This window comes from Pseudomonas sp. Tri1, assembly GCF_017968885.1.
Lineage (GTDB): Bacteria > Pseudomonadota > Gammaproteobacteria > Pseudomonadales > Pseudomonadaceae > Aquipseudomonas.
Genome location: NZ_CP072913.1, coordinates 2,575,911 through 2,594,805, shown reverse-complemented (window position 1 = coordinate 2,594,805; position 18,895 = coordinate 2,575,911). Strand labels below are relative to the sequence as shown.

The 18,895-nt window shown below is 60.4% G+C and carries 21 protein-coding genes and 1 pseudogene; 11 read left to right on the top strand and 11 right to left on the bottom strand.

The window, feature by feature from the left end:
- Positions 1-16 precede the first annotated feature (16 nt).
- On the bottom strand, positions 17-1,117 hold the full coding sequence (locus J9870_RS11575; protein WP_210644119.1) for an ABC transporter substrate-binding protein: 1,101 nt from the start codon (positions 1,115-1,117) through the stop codon (positions 17-19).
- Between J9870_RS11575 and J9870_RS11570 the strand changes: the two genes are divergently transcribed.
- The 7 genes and pseudogenes from J9870_RS11570 to J9870_RS11540 all read left to right on the top strand — a co-directional run bounded on the left by J9870_RS11570 (position 1,116) and on the right by J9870_RS11540 (position 5,543).
- A complete protein-coding gene (locus tag J9870_RS11570; protein ID WP_210644117.1) occupies positions 1,116-1,334 on the top strand; it encodes a hypothetical protein in 219 nt (72 codons plus the stop codon). The two genes, J9870_RS11575 and J9870_RS11570, sit on opposite strands and share 2 nt — an antisense overlap.
- A gap of 416 nt (positions 1,335-1,750) precedes the next feature.
- A pseudogene (gene gcvA / locus J9870_RS11565) lies at positions 1,751-2,655 on the top strand (transcriptional regulator GcvA).
- Between the two features lie 75 nt (positions 2,656-2,730).
- Complete coding sequence (locus J9870_RS11560) at positions 2,731-3,558, top strand: DMT family transporter (RefSeq protein WP_210644115.1); 828 nt, start codon at positions 2,731-2,733, stop codon at positions 3,556-3,558.
- A gap of 37 nt (positions 3,559-3,595) precedes the next feature.
- The gene (locus tag J9870_RS11555; protein ID WP_210644113.1) at positions 3,596-4,357 is read left to right on the top strand and encodes an SDR family oxidoreductase; all 762 of its coding nucleotides are present in this window, start codon (positions 3,596-3,598) and stop codon (positions 4,355-4,357) included.
- A gap of 232 nt (positions 4,358-4,589) precedes the next feature.
- A complete protein-coding gene (locus J9870_RS11550) occupies positions 4,590-5,021 on the top strand; it encodes an ester cyclase (protein ID WP_210644110.1) in 432 nt (143 codons plus the stop codon).
- Positions 5,022-5,039: 18 nt separating this feature from the next.
- Positions 5,040-5,294 (top strand): IclR family transcriptional regulator C-terminal domain-containing protein, encoded by a 255-nt coding sequence (locus J9870_RS11545; RefSeq protein ID WP_210645211.1) that lies wholly within the window; start codon positions 5,040-5,042, stop codon positions 5,292-5,294.
- A gap of 33 nt (positions 5,295-5,327) precedes the next feature.
- On the top strand, positions 5,328-5,543 hold the full coding sequence (locus tag J9870_RS11540) for a hypothetical protein (RefSeq protein ID WP_246883105.1): 216 nt from the start codon (positions 5,328-5,330) through the stop codon (positions 5,541-5,543).
- 42 nt (positions 5,544-5,585) lie between these two features.
- Here J9870_RS11540 and J9870_RS11535 read toward each other — a convergent pair whose 3' ends face one another.
- The 8 genes from J9870_RS11535 to J9870_RS11500 form a co-directional block, all read right to left on the bottom strand.
- The gene (locus J9870_RS11535) at positions 5,586-6,215 is read right to left on the bottom strand and encodes a LysE family translocator (RefSeq protein WP_210644109.1); all 630 of its coding nucleotides are present in this window, start codon (positions 6,213-6,215) and stop codon (positions 5,586-5,588) included.
- Between the two features lie 339 nt (positions 6,216-6,554).
- Positions 6,555-6,920, bottom strand: coding sequence for a hypothetical protein (locus J9870_RS11530; protein WP_210645209.1), 366 nt, complete (start codon positions 6,918-6,920; stop codon positions 6,555-6,557).
- Positions 6,921-7,040: 120 nt separating this feature from the next.
- Positions 7,041-7,442, bottom strand: a complete 402-nt coding sequence (locus J9870_RS11525; protein WP_046061820.1) for a biopolymer transporter ExbD — start codon at positions 7,440-7,442, stop codon at positions 7,041-7,043.
- 1 nt (position 7,443) lies between these two features.
- Positions 7,444-8,169 carry a MotA/TolQ/ExbB proton channel family protein gene (locus J9870_RS11520; protein ID WP_210644108.1) on the bottom strand — a complete coding sequence of 242 codons (726 nt, stop codon included), beginning with the start codon at positions 8,167-8,169 and terminating at the stop codon, positions 7,444-7,446.
- 99 nt (positions 8,170-8,268) lie between these two features.
- On the bottom strand, positions 8,269-9,081 hold the full coding sequence (locus tag J9870_RS11515; RefSeq protein ID WP_210644106.1) for an energy transducer TonB: 813 nt from the start codon (positions 9,079-9,081) through the stop codon (positions 8,269-8,271).
- 48 nt (positions 9,082-9,129) lie between these two features.
- Positions 9,130-10,155, bottom strand: coding sequence for an ABC transporter substrate-binding protein (locus J9870_RS11510; RefSeq protein WP_210645207.1), 1,026 nt, complete (start codon positions 10,153-10,155; stop codon positions 9,130-9,132).
- Positions 10,156-10,177: 22 nt separating this feature from the next.
- Positions 10,178-10,990, bottom strand: a complete 813-nt coding sequence (locus J9870_RS11505; protein WP_134924881.1) for an ABC transporter ATP-binding protein — start codon at positions 10,988-10,990, stop codon at positions 10,178-10,180.
- 1 nt (position 10,991) lies between these two features.
- Positions 10,992-11,876: an ABC transporter permease gene (locus tag J9870_RS11500; RefSeq protein ID WP_210644103.1), complete on the bottom strand. Its 885-nt coding sequence runs from the start codon at positions 11,874-11,876 to the stop codon at positions 10,992-10,994.
- A 385-nt stretch (positions 11,877-12,261) separates the two neighbouring features.
- Between J9870_RS11500 and J9870_RS11495 the strand changes: the two genes are divergently transcribed.
- Complete coding sequence (locus tag J9870_RS11495; protein WP_210644101.1) at positions 12,262-13,350, top strand: LLM class flavin-dependent oxidoreductase; 1,089 nt, start codon at positions 12,262-12,264, stop codon at positions 13,348-13,350.
- A gap of 234 nt (positions 13,351-13,584) precedes the next feature.
- On the opposite strand, the gene J9870_RS11490 is transcribed toward J9870_RS11495, so the two are convergent.
- Together J9870_RS11490 and J9870_RS11485 are read right to left on the bottom strand one after the other, a co-directional pair.
- Positions 13,585-14,379 carry a class II aldolase/adducin family protein gene (locus tag J9870_RS11490; protein WP_109753345.1) on the bottom strand — a complete coding sequence of 265 codons (795 nt, stop codon included), beginning with the start codon at positions 14,377-14,379 and terminating at the stop codon, positions 13,585-13,587.
- A gap of 126 nt (positions 14,380-14,505) precedes the next feature.
- Positions 14,506-15,411, bottom strand: coding sequence for a LysR family transcriptional regulator (locus J9870_RS11485; protein ID WP_162893845.1), 906 nt, complete (start codon positions 15,409-15,411; stop codon positions 14,506-14,508).
- Positions 15,412-15,652: 241 nt separating this feature from the next.
- On the opposite strand from J9870_RS11485, the gene J9870_RS11480 reads away from it, so the two are divergent.
- The 3 genes from J9870_RS11480 (at position 15,653) to J9870_RS11470 (ending at position 18,894) form a co-directional block, all read left to right on the top strand.
- Positions 15,653-16,261: a cysteine dioxygenase gene (locus J9870_RS11480; RefSeq protein ID WP_116832785.1), complete on the top strand. Its 609-nt coding sequence runs from the start codon at positions 15,653-15,655 to the stop codon at positions 16,259-16,261.
- On the top strand, positions 16,258-17,841 hold the full coding sequence (locus J9870_RS11475) for a rhodanese-related sulfurtransferase (protein ID WP_163858027.1): 1,584 nt from the start codon (positions 16,258-16,260) through the stop codon (positions 17,839-17,841). Before J9870_RS11480 ends, J9870_RS11475 begins: the two co-directional genes overlap by 4 nt.
- A 99-nt stretch (positions 17,842-17,940) precedes the next feature.
- A complete protein-coding gene (locus J9870_RS11470) occupies positions 17,941-18,894 on the top strand; it encodes an ABC transporter substrate-binding protein (protein WP_210644099.1) in 954 nt (317 codons plus the stop codon).
- Position 18,895: the final 1 nt, after the last annotated feature.

The following is an 18,895-nucleotide window of genomic DNA, read 5'->3' as shown; positions in this document are numbered from 1 at the left end:
CGCTGCCCGCCCGCCACTACTGCTTCGTAACCTCCGGCAAAGGCGCCGGCGCCGCCGTGTTGTTGATGCCCGCGTCGATCATCGCCGCCACGGAAGCCTGGCTGTAGGGAGGATTGGCGGCGCCGCCCACCGGCATCGTGGCGAGCCAGGTATCCAGATCTTTCCCATCGATACGCACCAGCGGCACTTCGACGAACTTCGGCACCTGCTTGCCCGCCAGGATCTGCTGGGCCACCCAAAAGCCTACCTGGGACACGCTCGGAGAGGCGGAGACCGAGACGGTCTCATAGCCATTGGCATCGCGCTCCTGTTTCCACAGGGCGAGTTCGTCCTGACGATTCCCCATCACGATGATCGGCAAAGGGCGTCCCGCCGCCTTGAACGCCATGGCCGCGCCATAACCATCGCCGCCCTGAGTAGCCACGGCATCAATGCTGGGCAGCGACGGCAGCGCCAGCGCCACCTCCTTGCGTGCCACAGAAGCCGTCCAGTTCCCGTACACGGTCTTGGCGAACTTCAGGCCCGGATAGTCGCTGGCGGCCTTGCGAATGCCGTCGCTGATGTTTTTATCGGTGGCATCGCCGGCAATGCCACGGATCTCTAGCAGCGTTCCGTTGCCCTTGAGGCGCTCGGCGATATAGTCCACTTCCACGCGGCCCATGGCGGACCAGTTGTAGTCCACGGTATAGACACAGCGTTCGGTGACCAGGCTGGCCATGACCACGACCACGATGCCCGCGTTACAGGCATCGCGGATCACTCCGTTGAGGGCCGTGTCGGACGCGGCCAGGATGACGATGGCGTTCACGCCCTTGACGATCATCTCCTGGATATGGGCCGCTTGTTCCGACGCCGAGTTGTTCGCGCTCACCACCGGGGCCTCCCGGATCAAGCCATCCTTTTGCGCCTGGGCCGCAATCTCCTGCCAGTTGCGCACCATCACCTTGCGAAAATCGCTGCCCGCGTAGGAGTTGCTGAAGGCAATGCTATAGCTTGCGGTAGGGCCGCTGGCGATGCCGCCGTCGGCAGCTTGGGCTGGATTGGCGGCAACCATCGCCAGCCCGGTCACGCAGCCGGCCAAGCGCCACAAGATTTTATGGATTGGTTTAGTGTTCATGTGGTTCTCCATCACGCTTGGGATTTACGCTCGGCTCATCGACATCTTTGCTCATCGGATAGCCAAGGACATTGTTGATGCGGTGGAAACGATCGAGTCCAAGAACAGCACCGCCAGTTGTTCGTTGGGGCGCCTGGAAAGGAAAAACGACGGAGTCAAACGGTCGCCGGGTGAGGCGTTATGGGGCAATTCGGTCAATGAATCGTATTGGAACTGATGGAAAGTTCTCAGTGGCGCCTGCGCGGATGCCTCATTTGCGAACTCAACCCAGCGCGTTTGGTGCATCGCATTCCCTGCCATTTGCCATTTCCAAGTCAAAAGCATCGACCCTCCGTAGGCTTTCCAGAGCAACGAAGGGCACCTCAGGTTACGAGCCTGCTCATTCGGCCGCGATAGTCGAACCGGGTATAAAGAACTGAAGACATACGGACTCCTTTCCTTGGTGGCTGACGATTGAAACCAATGCACTGCCTGCTGTGGCCATGAGCATAGTATCAACGTGCCCGCTTCGCGCGCGGCCATGGAGGATTTCGGTCAACTGAACAAGCGACAAGGCCATTGCGGCTGTGATGCTCTATCATGAGCTAACGTTCATGCCATGCATTTCTGATGACCCGCCGGGACGCTCTGTACATGAGAGATCTGCCGCCAACCGCCACACTGCGTGCCTTTGAAGTCGCCACCCGACACGCGACCTTTACCTCTGCCGCGAATGAGCTGCATGTCACTCAAAGCGCGGTCAGTCACCAGCTCAAGCATCTCGAAGAGCTTTGGGGATTGCAGTTGTTCGAGCGTGGCAAGTCGTTGAGCCTCACCGCAGCGGGGGCTACGCTGGCGCCCATCGTGCGGGAGTTTTTCATGAGCCTGGAGGCGACCCTGGCCGATCTTCGGGAGCAGAAAGGCAGGGTCCGGCTCGAAGTCAGCACCACGTACTCCTTCGCGCTGAAATGGCTGCTGCCACGCTTGCCGAGCCTCTCCCGGCAACATCCCGAGCTGCTGGTTTCATTGGACACCACGGACAAGATCATCCACTTCTCCAGCGCCCAGGCCGATGTCGCGATCCGGCTCGGCAAGGGCAGTTACCCAGGCCTGTATTCGGAGTTTCTGTTCGGCGAGCAGGTGTTTCCGGTGGCAAGTCCCGATCTGCTGCAGCGATTCGGGACACCGCGCAGCCCTGCCGAACTGCTGCATTACCCACTGCTGACCCGAGATGGCGCCGAGCTGGTGCCGAAATGGGAGGCCTGGTTTGAAAAAGTCGGGCTGGAGTTTTTGCCGCTCAAGGAAAGCGTCCGGTTCGGGGACACCAACATGACGGTCGAGGCTGCCCTGCTCGGCCAGGGTGTCGCCCTGGTGCGCAGCGGGCATGTTGAAACCGAAATCAGCGACGGTCGTCTGGTGCGGCTCTTCGATGTGTCGTTCCCCTCCCCCTTGCCTACTACTTCGTCTGCCCGAAAGGCAGCGAATCGCAGCCGCACATCGTCAGCTTTCGCCAATGGTTGACCGGCGAGGCGCTGAAAGTCCAACAGGCTTATGGATGATGCATGAGGATTCACTCATGAAACGATGAGGAGACTTCGCTGTAGTCCGGGCAGCCGCGCTGCATAAAATGGCGCATGCCTATCCATATCACCTTGCTGGTTCTTTTCGCCGCGCTCCTGCATGCCAGCTGGAATGCGCTACTGCGCGGCGGCACCGATCGACTGTGGTCGATGACGATCATGTGCATCGCCATCGCTATCGCCAGTGTCGTCGCAGCGGTGTTCATGGAGCCACCGGCAGTTGCCAGTTGGGGCTATGGGTTGCTTTCGGCGTTGTTGCATGTCGGCTACAACCTGTTCCTGGTGCGCAGCTACCGGGTCGGCGACCTGGGACAGACCTATCCGGTTTCGCGTGGATCGTCACCCGTCTTGATCACTCTGGGCGCCGCGGCCTTTGCCGGGGAAAGCATCGCCCCCGGCGCGCTGCTAGGTATCGCGCTGGTGTCAGGCGCAATCATTTCGTTGGCCTTCAGGGGACGCAACCTGTCGGTGCCCGGCCTGCCCTATGCCCTGGGAACCGGCTGCTTCATCGCCGCCTACAGCGTCACCGACGGCATTGGCACCAGGCTCTCCGGCGCGCCACTGGCCTATACGGTATGGATGTGCGCCTTGTGGGGCGTGTTGATGCCAGCGGTGTACATCGGCCTGCGCGACGCCCGCAGCTTATTCTCCTTCCGGCCCGGCACATTGAGCGCCCTGGTCGGTGGATTGGTCTCCTTGCTGGCCTATGGAATCGTCATCTACGCCATGAACGAAGCCCCCTTGGGCGCGGTATCGGCATTGCGCGAAACCAGCGTGCTGTTCGCCGCGTTGATTGGCTACGCGTTCCTTGGCGAGACACTCACCACTCGCCGAGTCGTGGCTTGCGCAGTGATCGTCAGCGGCACGCTCTTGATTGGCTGATACAGCCGTTTTCTCACCGTTACAGGAGGTACTCTCGATGGATAACGTCTCCCAGGCACCGTTGATTCTGATTACCGGTGGCGGTCGCGGAGTGGGCGCCGCCACCGCGCGGCTCGCCGCAGCCCAAGGCTATGACGTCGCGATCAGCTACGTTGCCCATGAGTCCTCGGCGCTGGCGGTGGCGGCGGATGTGGAGGCGTTGGGCCGTCGGGCGCTGGTCATGCGGGCCGACAGTGCGGACCCCGGGCAGGTCGCCGATCTGTTCGCGGCCATCGACCGCTCGTTCGGCCGTATCGACGTACTGGTCAATAACGCCGGGGTACTGGCCGTGCAGTCGCGCCTGGAAGACCTCGGCTTCGAACGCATGCAGCGCATCTTTGCGGTCAACTCCATCGGGCCGATGCTCTGTGCCCAACAGGCGGTGAAACGCATGTCCTACCGGCACAATGGTCCGGGCGGAGTGGTGATCAATGTCTCTTCGGCGTCGGCGCGCCTCGGCAGCCCCAACGAATATATCGACTACGCGGCATCCAAGGGAGCCCTGGAGACGTTCACCATTGGCCTGGCCAAAGAGGTGGCTCGCGAAGGGATACGCGTCAATGGTATTCGCCCCGGTCACATCTACACCGACATGCATGCCAGCGGCGGCGAACCGGGGCGTGTCGACCGTATCAAGGACACAATCCCCATGGGCCGGGGTGGCCAGCCGGAGGAAGTGGCCCAGGCCATTCTGTGGCTGGCCAGCGCGCAGGCATCATTCGTCACCGGGACATTCCTCGACGTGACCGGGGGCAAATGAGCCAGTGGGCTGGATCAGTGTGCTAGCCCCGCTGGGGCGGAGGTCAAGCTAGGTGGGAGTTTCAAACGCGCTGGATATCAATGACTGCTACAGGGTCAAACGGCGCATGGCCCGACCATTATCGTCGGGGCCCCGCACTCCTTCGATAACCAGCACATCACCTTCATGACACCTGGCAACAGGGCCTGGGATCGCAGAAGGCGGAAGCAGGCATATAGCGGAGAACAGTCCCATGACCTCGAACCTTGCAGCCCTTTATAGCGACTACATCGCCTGCCTGAATGCACAGGACTGGGAAAACCTGGGGCATTTCGTGCACCCGGATGTGGTTCATAACGCGAGACGGTTAGGCCTGCACGGCTATCGAAGCATGTTGGAAGCGAACTACCGGGATATCCCTGACTTGCGCTTTGAAATCGAGTTCCTGGTGATAGAGCCACCTAAATTGGCGGCTCGCCTGGCATTCAATTGCACGCCGACTGGGGAATTTCTGGGCCTTGCGGTCAATGGGACACGGATCTGCTTCGCGGAAAACGTTTTCTACGCGTTCGAGGACGGCAAGATCCGTGAGGTCTGGTCGGTCATCGACAAGGACGCGATCGAAGCTCAACTCCAATGTCAAGAAGCGCTCAAAACAGCGCATCCAACACCCGGTAATAGCTGATCCCGGCAGCAATACACACTGACCGAGATCGACGACATCATCGAGCAGATCGAGATCACGCGGCGCAGGGGTTACGCCATAAACAAGGAAGAGCTGTTCCTGGGCGACATGTCTATTGCCGCGCCAATCATTGGCAGCCAGGGTTTGCCGGTGGCGGCAGTGCATGTGGTCGTGCCCAGCAGTCGCTGGACCATGGAGGAAGCCGAGCGCAAGCTGGTGCCCGCGGTTATCGAATGCGCGCGGGCGATTCGCTCGTCAATACGAACCCTGTAGCCGATCTACTTTTGCGACAGTCTGAATGCGGGTATGTGGGTCGTGATCGGCATCGTTAAGGGCATCGGCTTTTCAGGGATCCTCATAGGGTCCGCCGCGATCACTGTTATCGTGGGGCGCTTTGGCCTGGAATCGCTGATGTACTTCCCACTCATTCTGCTGGGCCTGCTGGCGGTGTTCGGCCCGATGCTGGTGCGCACCGGCACGCCAAAGGCCCAACCGCTGACGCAGAAACTGTCGGCTCTTTGAATCAGCATGCGTGAACTGGCTATTGGCAATGCGGCATTAGGCTCAAGCAGGATTGGAAACAGCCAGCTTGAGCCCAAACGCGACAAAGACACCGCCCGTGAGCCGATCAAGTGCCTTCAGGGCCGCCGGGCGCTTCAGGAAACTGCTCAACGGCGCCGTAGCCGCTACCAGAATGCCGAACCAGGCCAGCGTCAACAGTACGTGTAACGCGGCAAGGAAGAATGAATAGCTGGCAACGCTCGAACCACTCGGGACGAACTGGGGGAGAAAAGTGACGTAGAAGACGCCTATTTTGGGGTTCAGCAGGTTAGTCAATAAACCGCGGATAAAGGCGTCACGCCCAGTGACAGCCACGTTCTCGTTCCCCTGCCCTTGCAGAGTTGTCCTAGGTCGCAGCAGCAGTTTGACACCCAACCAAACGAGATAAGCTGCGCCGACAATTTTCAGCACCAGGTAAGCCCATTCCGAAGCTTGCAACAGGGCGCCGAGCCCCAGTGACACCGCAGCGCCCCACACCAGGCACCCGAGCGCAATACCGATAGAAGCCATCAACGCCGAGCGTCGACCGCCGGTGGCTGTAGCGCGAAGAACCATGGCAGTGTCCACGCCAGGGGTAACAGTGAGCACTGATGCAGCAGCGATGAAGGCTAGCAACAGAGGTAAGTCGCTCATTTGGATTTCCATGGCAGTAGGCCGCTCGTAGGGCTACACACTCTAATTAGCCACTTGAAGTTTGGTCAAACATTCTGTGTAGCTCGTCGGCCGGGGCCCTTTGACACCGCTAAAGGGTGACGTCTTAGTGCATAAATTTCAGGCAAAAAAAGATACTTATCTGAGTAGCTTTTTTCTGAATGCCAGAGCGGGAAACGAGACTCGCATCTGGCGTCCGCCCCATTGAAATCAAAAGAGTTTGCTTTCTTTACGGGGCAGGAAACGACTTAATTCTGGAGTTGTTTTCAGAGGTGCGGAGGGCCAAGAAAGAGTGGCTTCGGACTACACGATTCCCAGTCACTATTCGCCAAGCTCGACGTAGCTAGACTCCCCTCCTCCAACCGCGCCCGACAACCAACCCCATACGAATGTCAGAGTGGTCCGTCCCGCGTCATCAACACCCACCCTGCCACGGGACCATCCAGCAAGGATCTCGCCATCGCTGGTTAAACACTGGTAAAGGAGCTCAATGGTATCGGGGCCTGTCGCGCGCCCGACCTGATTGCCCATGCGAATCCGACCACCTTGGTAAGTGCTTGAAATGGCTCCATCTTCGGCATGGTAATGAAATATTGTGCCTGCGCCAGATAGCCCATGGGCATTGTTCGCTACGACAAATCGGCGATTGTTCAAACGCTCGCTGATTCGAGGAAAGAAATCTTCCATAAATGACGCTTCCTTTAGTAGAGGTGCGTTGCTGCTTTCAATTTTCTTAAGCCATTCGGTCACGACTCATGAAGGCAGCCTCCCATCATTCATCGCCCACATCAAGGCACGAGCCCGGTCCTATTTCGCCGTAATCACCGACAACTTGCTGATCCCCGCCCGCTCGATGGACGCCATGGCCCGGGCCACCTCGCCATAATTCACGCCGTTGTCCGCCTGCAGTTGCACCCGTACATCAGGGTTCTTCGCCTTGGCGGCTTGCAGGTTCGACTCCAGCAGATCCGCCTGGATTTCGTCCTTGTTGATGAACACCTTGCCCTTGTCGTCGATGCTCACCACCAGCGGGTCCTTCTGCTCCACCGGCGCCACTGACTCGGTCTTTGGCAGGTTGATGGGAATGGCGTTGGTCAGCAGCGGCGCGGTGACGATGAACACCACGAGCAGCACCAACATGACATCCACCAGTGGCGTGACGTTGATCTCACTGAGCACTTCGTCGCTGTCTTGTGTGGAGAAGGCCATGTCAGGACGCCTCCTTCACTTTCTGTCCGGCAGCGGTCGCGCCGGACTTGTTCAATACCGGGTGCAGCAACACACGGAACGCATTCTTCTGGGCCAGGCTGTAGAAGTCATGGGCAAAGTCGTCGAGGTCGGCGGCGGTCAGTTTCAGGCGACGCAGGAAGTAGTTGTAGACCAGCACCGCCGGCACCGCGACGGCGATACCGACGCCGGTGGCGACCAGGGCGGCACCGATCGGGCCGGCGACGGTTTCCAGGCTGGCCGAGCCCGCCGCACTGATACCCTTGAGGGCCGACATGATGCCCCAGACGGTGCCGAACAAACCGATAAAGGGCGACGTGCTGCCAATGCTCGCCAGGATTGCCAGGCCACTTTCCAGTGACCGGCGTTCCCGCACGATCTGCTGGCGCAAGGCGCGCTCGAGTCGGTCTTGGTGATTGATCGACTGGCTCAGGTCGGTGGCTTGCAGGCCTTCCGGCACCTGGATCGCAGCATAACCGGCCAGCGCCACTCGGGCAGCCGCGCCCGGTTGGCTTTGGGCCAGTTCGGCGGCGGAATCAAGGCTTGAGGCGGCCCAGAAGCGTTTATGGAATTTGCGGTCCTGGGTCTTGAGGCGAGTGAATTGCACGCCCTTTAGCAAGGCCAGGCCCCAAGTCGCGACGGAAAAAAGGATCAACAGCCAGATGACGGCGTGTTCGATGGATTCAAAAGGCGATGCAATCAGGTTCATGGTCAGGCTCTCCAACAAGGCGCTAAGTCAGTTGTTGCGGTATCGGTTGTAGCGATGCGCCTTTTGTCAGGTGGCCCGCGGTCTGTCGGTTGCGTTGAGTTACTTGATCTTGAAGTCAATGGGCACGCTGACCCACCCATCCACGGCGACGTCCCCCTGCTTGGCCGGAACAAAACTCCAGCGTTTGACCGCCGTCAGCGCAGCATCGTCGAGTTGATCGCGGCCGCTGCTTTTCTGGAGCTGGACCTCACCGGGTTTGCCGCTGGCCAGGACATGCACCCGCAACAACACCGTACCTTCCCAGCCGCGACGCATTGCCAGCGACGGATATTCCGGCGCCGGATTTTTCAGGTAACCGGCACTGGCCGAAGGTGGCGTCACCGGTTTCGGCGCGGGCGGTGCGGGAGGCGCCGGGGCCGCGACCGGTTGCGGCGGTGCCGGAGCTACCGGTGGCTGCTCCACCGGCTTGGCCACGGGTTTTGGCACCGGCTTGACCACCGGTTTGGGTTTGGGAGTCGGTTTAGGCGGCGGTGGCTTGATGGCCAATTCATCCTCGACCGGCGGCGGTGGCTCGACCACAGGTTGCGGAATCGGTGCGGGCGGTGGAGGCTCCACCACCGGCGGCGCGGGCTGGGAAAATTCGATGGTCATCGGCGGAATCTCTGGTGGCACCACGGGCAATACCGGCGCGGGCGCCTGGTTGACCCAGACAATCACCGCGCCATGCAGCACCAGGACGAATACCCCCAGCAAGAGCCCTTCACGACGACTCGATACGCGCTTGGGCATGGTGTGCAACCGCGACAATGCCAAAGGCTCGCGGAACACCCGGCCAAGATCCAACAACTCGCCACCCGGTAGTGGGCGTCGGAATACCTCCAGGGCACGGGTGGCGCTCTGAACATTGCCCATTGCTTGACTCCTATAAATGTCCAACTTGAACACGCGCCAGATCCTGGGTTAACGCGCCGATTCCGATTGCGTCAGCGCCAAAGGCGTCGGGGAAAACACCTGCTCATCCGTCAGTGCCTTAACGTCGACTCGATGGGGAAAAATCTTCTTTGCCACGAACAAATCGTCGACCTGCTGCAGGGCCTGGACGTCTTGCGCCTCGACCGGGACCAGCGACTCGTCGCCCCAACTGCGCAAGGTCTGCGAGACTTCAAGGGGAATGTCGTTAACCTTGGCAAAGACCCGGGCGTACTCGTCGCGATTGTCCTGCGCCCATTCGAAAGCCTTGGCAAAACGTCCGAGGACATCACTCAACGCCTTGCGCTTGAGCGGGTCATTCAGGACTTCATCGGAAGCCGTGATAAACGTCAGCCCCGAGTTGATGCCCTCGCCGCTGAGCAAGACCCGGGCGCCCTTCTGCTCAGCGAAAGCCTGGTACACACCAAACGTCGCCCAGGCTTCGATTTTTCCGGCGTTGAACGCTGGCAACGCATCGGTCGGCAGGACAAACCCCACGTTGACGTCTTTCTCATCGACCCCGGCGTTGGCCAGTGCGCGGATCAGCAGGTACTGGGAAATGCTGCCTCGGGCCGACGAAACCACGACGTTGCGGCCTTTCAGATCGGCGACACTGCGGATCGTTGAATCCGGCGGGACCAGAATCGCGATGCCTCGTGACTGGCCGCGCCGCACCGCGACAATCCGTAACGGCGTGCCTCCCGTTGCCGCCGCAAGCACCGGTGTATCGCCCGCCGGCGCCAGGTCGACAGCGCCGGCCCGCAGGGCTTCGAACAACGGCGCGGCGCCCTGGAAGTTTGCCCACTGCACCTTGTACTCGATCCCTTCCAATGCGTTCGACGCTTCCACCACCGTGCGCAACCCCTTGGCCTGATCGCCCAGCACCAACGTCACGCTGGACAAGTCAGGAGCCTTGGTCCTCGGTGATTGGGGGGCGTTGCTTTCTTTGCATCCTGCAAGCACCAACGCGGCACCGGCCAACAGTACGGCCGTGGTTTTCCAGGTGCGCCTGGGCATGGCGAACGCCTTCATCGATAGATCATCCATGGGCAAAACGCCGGACGCTGCTGGCCGTAGCCTGACGTGCAGCGCCATTTGCCTGGGCCGCGGGTTCCAGCGTTTCAACACCCAACAGTTTCAGCAAGCGCGCACGGATGTTCTGGAAGCCTTCCTGGCCGGTGTCCCGTGCCCTGGGCAGATCGATCGTCAATTGTTCAGCGATCTTGCCGTTGGCCAGCACGATGACCCGATCGGCCAGCAGGATCGCTTCGTCCACATCGTGGGTCACCAGCAACACAGCGGGTGTGTGTTTGCGCCATAAGTCGATGATCAACCGATGCATGCGGATCCGGGTCAGCGCATCGAGCGCGGCGAACGGCTCGTCAAGTAACAACAACTTTGGCTCGCGTACCAGACCGCGGGCCAGCGCCACCCGCTGGGCTTCGCCGCCAGACAGCGTCGCCGGGTAGGCCTCCAGCCGATGGGCCAGGCCCACCTCGGTCAGGGCTTCTACCGCACGGGTCTTGGCATCGGGAACGCGCAGGCCAAGAATCACGTTTTTCCAGGCCCGTTTCCAGGGCATCAACCGGGGCTCCTGGAACACTGCCGCCCGCGCTCTGGGCACGCGCAGTTGACCGCTGTCGATACTGTCGAGTCCTGCCAGGCTGCGCAGCAAGGTGGTCTTGCCCGAACCACTGGCGCCGAGCAGCGCGACGAACTCCCCCGGGGCGATGTCCAGGTCCAGGCCATCGATGACCCGCTGTTGGCCAAATTGACGCACCACATTGCGCAGTTGCACAGGCGCTACGGCATCCGTGGGTTTGGACGCCTCCACAAGATCAATGCTCGACATATCAGTTCCTCACAAAAGTTGGGCGCCAGGCCAGGGCAAATCGCTCCAGCGTGCGGATCAGTCCATCGATCAACAGGCCGAGGACGCTGTAGATCAGCAAGCAAATCACGATCACGTCGGTGCGCATGAAATCTCGCGCATCACTGGCCAGGTAGCCGATGCCGGCGGTGGTGTTGATTTGCTCGACGAAAACCAGCGCCAGCCAGGAAATTCCCAGGGAGTAGCGCAGGCCGACAAAAAACGAGGGCAAGGAACCGGGCAGGATCACGTGCCAGATCAACTCTCGACGGCTCAGGCCCAAGGTGTTGGCGGCCTCGATCAGCTTGGGGTCGATATTGCGAATGCCGGCAAATAGATTCAGGTACACCGGGAAAGTGGTGCCGATGACGATCAGGGCGATCTTGGTGAACTCGCCAATGCCGAACCAGAGAATGAACAACGGAACGAGGGCCAGCGAAGGGATGGTGCGCAGCATCTGCATCGGCGAATCGAGGACTACCTCGCCGCGTTTCGACAGGCCGCTGATCAGCGCCGCGATCACGCCGATCGTTACGCCGATGCTCAGCCCCACGAGCGCCCGTTGCAGCGAGACCAGCAGATGCCTGCCAAGCTCACCCGAGACGATCATGGCCCATAGCGTTCCACCGATCTGCGACGGCGCGGCAATGACCCGCGGCGGGATCAGGCCCCAGCGCGACGCCAGCTCCCACAGCAGCAGGAGCACAATCGGACTGATCAAGCGCAACAACGCCTCTGGCGTGCGCCAACGACGCAACCAGTCGGGGGCCAGTCTCGACGCACCTTTGCGCGCTGCGTTGAGGCGCGCGGTCTTCTCGACGAAAAAAGAGCTGCTGGTGCCCGGTGTCTCGAAAATCTTGTCGCTCATCAGGCTTCCTTCCTCATATAAAACATGGCCAGAGGCGCCATGCATCAGCTTCGGATTCATGCTATTCGCATAAAAAAACCCAGTGAAATTCTTTTTAGGAATAACCTAATATGTTTAAAAATCAGATGATGAAAATTCCAAATGAATTATTTGCATAATAATTCGCTACGGGCAGCGTCGATGGCGGGCATGCGAACCATTCGCTACAAAATGCAAATACCTGATGACGACCCAGATACTTGATTAAAATATTTGATAATTAACATAGAACAAATCGGCATTTCACAGGCCTGCCCCGCTACGCCTACTTTGCTGTCACGGACCGACCCCTCGCCCGGTGGAGGCTCAATCACGCCAATTCAGTGAAAATGAAAAGGAATCCACCATGAGTGTTGAATTTATCGGTTTCATCGGCGGCCACCACGCCTCGGAGATCCATCCACGCAGTGGCGCAGTCCTGCAACCCGAGTACGTGGAGAAAGTGGCCCGGGCTCACGAAGAGGCCGGTTTCGACCGGGCGTTGGTCGCGTTTCATTCCAATAGCCCGGACAGCACACTGATCGCTTCACACGCCGCCAGCGTGACGAAAAACCTGAAGTTCCTCATCGCCCATCGACCGGGGTTCGTTGCACCGACCCTGGCCGCTCGCCAGTTCAATACGCTGGATGTATTCAATGGCGGGCGCACCGCCGTCCACATCATCACCGGCGGCGATGATCGCGAGCTGCGTGCCGACGGTAGCTACATCGGCAAGGACGAGCGCTATGCCCGCACGGATGAATACCTCGACGTGCTGCGCCAGGAATGGACCCGCGAAAAGCCTTTCGACTATCAAGGCAAGTATTACCAATTCGAAGGCGCGCACTCGGACGTGAAGTCGCCGCAACAACCGCATATCCCGCTGTACTTCGGCGGGTCGTCGGCGGCCGCCATCGCGGTGGCGGGCAAGCATGCGGACGTCTATGCATTGTGGGGAGAAACCTACGAGCAAGTGCGCGAGGTGGTGAACCAGGTGCGTGCCGAAGCTGCCAGGCATGGTCGCAGCATCCGCTTCAGCCTGTCATTGCGACCGATTCTGGCAGACACCGAAGAGCAAGCCTGGGAGCGCGCCGAGCGCATCCTGCAACAGGCAAGCGCACTGGCCAAACAGAATGGATTCGTGCGCCGGGAACCACCGAACGAAGGCTCGCGACGCCTGCTGGCGGCGGCAGCCCAGGGCTCGCGCCTGGACAAGCGACTGTGGACCGGCATTGCCGGCCTGCTCGGCGCACAGGGTAACTCGACGTCTCTGGTGGGCACTCCGGAACAAGTGGCAGAAGCGCTGCTCGACTACTACGACCTGGGCATCACCACCTTCCTGATCCGCGGCTTCGATCCACTCGAAGACGCCATCGATTACGGCAAGCGCCTGATCCCCCTGACCCGGCAATTGGTAGCCGAGCGCGAGCGCCAGGCTGCGGAAAAGGTGGCCTGAAAGCGCCATGCAGGCATTGTGGGAGCGAGCTTGCTCCCACAATGTTTCCGGCTGCCGCCGGATCTACATTCACACATCAATATTCTGTGGGAGCGAGCCTGCTCGCGATGGCGTCGGATCAGTCGGTATTGATGTTGACTGGTCCGCTGCCATCGCGAGCAGGCTCGCTCCCACAAAAAGCTCCCCACAATAGGAATGTGCCGGTTGCAACCTCCAGCACATTCGCCCATAGGCTCAGTTCTTGTAGTCCAGATCGGTCCTTTCCAACTGCCGGATCAACGCATTCCAATGCCGCGCAACCCCCGGTCCATCGCCTCTCTTGAGTGCTTCGGCCTGGGTCTCGACCTTGGCTACGACATCGGCCGGCGGGAAAACCAGCTCGGCGTTGCCAGCGGCCTGCGCCGCGATCTGGATGTTGCAGGCGCGCTCCAGGCCTTGCAGTTGCTGGAACGCATGTTCGACGCTGACGCCCGCGGTCAGTAGCCCATGGTTGCGCAGGATCAGCACGCTCTTGTCCCCCAGGTCCGCCACCAGTCGTTCACGCTCGTCGAGGTCCAGCGCAATGCCTTCATATCCGTGGTAGGCCACCCGCCCGGAAAAGGCGATGGAATGCTGGGAGATCGGCAGTAAGCCGTCCCGCTGGGCGGACACCGCAATGCCATCGCGGGTGTGGGTGTGCAGAACGGCTTGCAGATCAGGCCGCGCACCATGGATCGCGCTATGGATCACATAGCCGGCGTGGTTGATGCCAAGTCCTGTCGGGTCGTCGACGAGGGTGCCGTCGACGTCGACCTTGACCAGGTTGGAAGCGGTAATTTCATCGAACAACAACCCGAACGCGTTGATCAGGAAATGCTCTTCAGGCCCGGGCACTCGCGCGGAAAAATGCGTGTAGATGTGATCGGTCCACTTGAACAAGGCCGCCAACCGGTAGGCTGCGGCCAGCTTCACGCGCACTTCCCACTCCTCGGGAGTGACGCGTTGGCGGACATTTTTCGAGGCGCTGGATAGCGGGCTGACGCTGCTCATGACAAGACTTCCTGGATGGGCTAAGGATCTCCAGCAAGCCTAGGGGAAGGCAAAAAATAATAAAAAGCACATTTTAATCTAAGCTAATTATTATTTTTTTTTATTATATATCGCCGGCCGTATTCCTTACGCAGCACTCTTGATCTTCTGCAACGATCCGGCCACCAGCTTGCCAAAGGCATCCACTGGCCCTTGCAGGTTGCCGAGGAAGTGCGGATAGATCAGCCACAGGTCCATCACGGGCTTGAAGTCCTTGAGGGGCATGGCCGCCAGCTGATCGCGGTGGGCGCTGCGCTCCAGCAACGGACGCGGCACCAGGCCAAGACCCAGGCCATCGGCGACCAGGCCCAATTGCAATTCAGTGCCGAAGGTCTCCAGGTTGACCCGCAGGGCCAAGCCCTGGTCCGACAAGGTCCGCTGCAACCCGGCGCGAAAACCACAGCCGTCGGGATTGAGTACCCAGCCATTCTGGTAGACATCAGCCAACTTGCATGGGCGCTTGGGCAGTTGCGCCTTGGCACAGACCACTACCAACTCCATCTTGCCGATCGACTCGCCAACAATGTTGTCGGGAAAAATCTTGCCAGCGGGAAATAATGCAGCCGCCGCATCCAACTCGCCGCGCTCGATCTTGCCGACCAACTGACTGCCCCAGCCCGTGGCCACCTGGGCGCGCAGTTCGGGATACTCGACGCGCAAATGCTTGAGGGCATCGAGCAACACCACATCACCGATCGTTTGCGGAACGCCCAGGCGCAACAACCCGGTAGGCGGCGCGTCGGTGGCGACCAGTTCGCGCAGCGCATCCATCTCCCGCAGGATCAAACGACATTGCTCATAGACCCGCGTACCGATCAAGGTCGGTTTGAGCGGCTTGGTATTGCGGTCGAACAACTCCACCCCCAAGGCCTGCTCGAAGTTCTGCACGCGCCGCGTGATCGCCGGTTGCGTCAGTTGCAACGTCTCGGCGGCATGGCTGATGGACTGGCAACGAATCACTTCGACAAAGGCGTCAATATCGTCAATTTTCATTTGGCCCGCACATAGAGAACAGTCAATAAGATGTTTGAAAAGCATAAAGCCCTGGGAAAAAGCATAGTGCCATTGCGCAAATCTGGATAGCCCGACAGATCTATCGATAACATCTAACACTAGCCAAATGGGTTCTAAATTCTTTTCAGCTATAACCTAATCATAAAAAAATAGCATATTAAGAAAAATCATTATGCTTAAATCCAGATATCGAATTTTCACCACGACGATGGAATCCGCCATGACCCAGGCCCGACACCCGGAGAGACTCAGAGCATTCATAGGCGCCCTGGCAGAGCTGATCGACGGCAATCCCCGCGAGGGTGATCTGCTGCATCGCGGCGGCAAGTTGCTTGCACAACTGGTCAGCCATGACGACTGGCTGCCCGAAGCGTTCGCCAAGCCAGACCCAGAGCGCTATCAGCAATACCTGCTGCACGCCGATTCGCGGCAGCGTTTCAGTGTCGTCAGTTTTGTCTGGGGGCCAGGGCAACGCACACCGATCCATGACCATCGGGTCTGGGGCCTGATCGGCATGTTGCGCGGTGCAGAGCATTCACAAGGCTTTGCTCGCCATCCCGATGGCAGCCTGGCACCCGAGGGTTCGCCGATTCATCTGCTGCCCGGCCAGGTCGAAGCCGTCTCTCCCCGGATCGGCGACATCCATCAGGTCAGCAACGCCTTCGACGACCAGGTCTCCATCAGCATCCATGTCTATGGCGCCAACATCGGCGCCGTACGCCGCGCGGTGTACCAGCCCGACGGCAGCGAGAAACTATTCATCTCCGGTTATTCCAACGCCTTCCTCCCCAATATCTGGGACCTGTCCAAAGAGAGCCAAGCCCTATGAGCACCGTACGTACCCGCTCCTACTCGCAGATTCGCCAGGCGTTGCTGAACCGTGAAGAGCTGGCCCTCATCGATGTGCGCGAAGAGGCTCCCTTCGCCCAGGGCCATCCATTGTTTGCAGCCAACATTACGCTGTCGAAGCTGGAACTCGAGGTCTACTCGCGCATCCCGAGGCGCGACACCCCGGTGACGGTCTACGACAATGGTGAAGGCCTGGCCGACATTGCGCGCCAACGCCTGCAAGGCCTGGGTTACGTCAATGTGAGCGTGCTCGAAGGCGGCCTGGAAGGCTGGCGCAAGGCCGGCGGCGAACTGTTCATCGACGTCAATGTGCCGAGCAAGGCCTTTGGTGAACTGGTGGAAAGCCAGCGCCATACACCGTCCCTGGCGGCGGAAGAGGTCAAGGCGCTGCTCGACAACGAGGCCGACGTGGTGGTGCTCGATGCCCGGCGCTTCGACGAATACCAGACCATGAGCATTCCCGGCGGCATCAGTGTACCGGGGGCGGAACTGGTGTTGCGTGCCCGGGCGCTGGCTCCGGATCCGTCAACCCGAATCATCGTCAACTGCGCCGGGCGCACCCGCAGCATCATCGGCACCCAGTCACTGATCAATGCGGGCATCGCCAACCCGGTGTCCGCCCTGCGCAACGGCACCATCGGCTGGACCCTGGCCGGCCAAACGCTGGAGCACGGCCAGTCGCGTCGATTCGCCGACAGTGGCGAGGAACATCGAGACATTGCCGCCGGCGATGCTCGCCGCGTTGCCGACAAGGCGCTGGTGGGTCGTGCCACCCTTGCCGACTTGCACCGCTGGCAACAGGAGCCGACACGCAGCACTTACCTGTTCGACGTACGCACCCCGGAGGAATTCGAGGCCGGTCACCTGCCCGCTTCCCGCTCCACCCCCGGCGGGCAACTGGTGCAGGAAACCGATCACTTCGCCAGTGTTCGCGGCGCGCGCCTGGTACTGGTCGATGACGACGGCGTACGGGCCAATATGACCGGCTCCTGGCTCGCGCAATTGGGTTGGGACGTGTACGTACTGGATGATTTGCAACCCGCGCACTTCAGTGAACAGGGCTCGTGGAAAGCTCCCGTTCCTGTGCCGCCACAGGCCGAGGAGATCAGCCCTGACACCCTTGCCCAGTGGCTGGCCGAGGGTGACACGGTGGTGCTGGATTTCACCAGCAGCGCCAACTACGTCAAGCGCCACATCCCGGGCGCCTGGTGGGTATTGCGCGCGCAACTGAGCGAAGCCTTGAGCAAGGTTTCGCCCGCTCAACGCTACGTCCTGACCTGCGGCAGTAGCCAGTTGGCACGACTGGCGGTCGCCGAGGTCGAGGCCATCACCGGCAAAGCCGTTTTCCTGCTGCGCGACGGCACCGCCGCCTGGATTGCTGCGCAATTGCCGCTGGAGCATGGCGAAACCCGCCTCGCCTCGCCGCGCATCGACCGTTACCGCCGGCCTTACGAAGGCACCGACAGCCCACGGGAAGCCATGCAGGCGTACCTGGATTGGGAGTATGGCCTCGTCGACCAACTGGCCCGCGACGGCACTCATGGTTTTTACGTCATCTGAATGCACAAGGGGGCGCAATGATCGCCCCCCACTACACCAGCCGACCCCTTCTCCAGGCGGAGGCGACTGAACGCAAAACTTTTAGCCTGGAGCCCCGCGATGCGCCTGACCCTGTCCCTGCTGTTAATCACCCTTGTCTTTGGCTCGGTCCACGCCGCCGACTTGCAACCGCTGCGAGTCGCCAATCAGAAGTCCACCATCAAGGCCCTGCTGGAAGTGTCCGGCGAGCTCAAGGACGTGCCTTACGATATCCAGTTTTCCGAGTTCCCCGCCGCCGCGCCACTGGGCGAGGCGCTGAATGCCGGTGCCGTGGATATCGGCGCCCTGGGCGATGCTCCCTACGCGTTCGCCCTGGGCGCCGGAGCGTCGCTCAAGGTCGTCAGCATCATCCACGCCGAAGGACGCAACACGACCGCCATTCTTGTTCCCAAGGATTCCCCTATCAAGGCTGTCGCCGATCTCAAGGGCAAGCGCATCGTCACTACACGTGGCTCCATCGGGCACTACTTGGCTATCAAGGCCCTGCGCAGCGCAGGCCTGAGTACCGCAGATGTGGAGTTCGTTTTCCTGCTGCCCAGCGAATCCCGGCTGGTGCTGGATAACGGCACCGCGGACGCCTGGTCGACCTGGGACCCCTTCACCACCGTCGTCACCGCGCAAAGCCAGGCCAAGGTCCTGGTCAGCGGCAGCAACCTGCTGAGCAATCATCTCTATCTCGCCGCCACCAGCCAAGCCATCGCCGATAAGCGCCAGCAATTGGACGACTTTGTCGCCCGGGTCGACCGAGCCTATCGCTGGAGCAACGACCACCCCAACGAGTATGCCGCTGCGCAGGCCAAAATCACTGGTTTGCCCCTGGAGGTGCACCTGGCGGTAGCCAACGCGACCCACATGCAGCCGGTGGTCATTGACGACGCGGTAGTCAGTGGCCTGCAGACAACCGCTGACATTTATCAGGAGGAAGGCCTGCTGACTCGACACATCGATGTCTCCCAGGGCTTCGACAAGAGCTTCAACACCCTGCGTGCCCCCCTCACCCAGGCTTCGCGCTAAA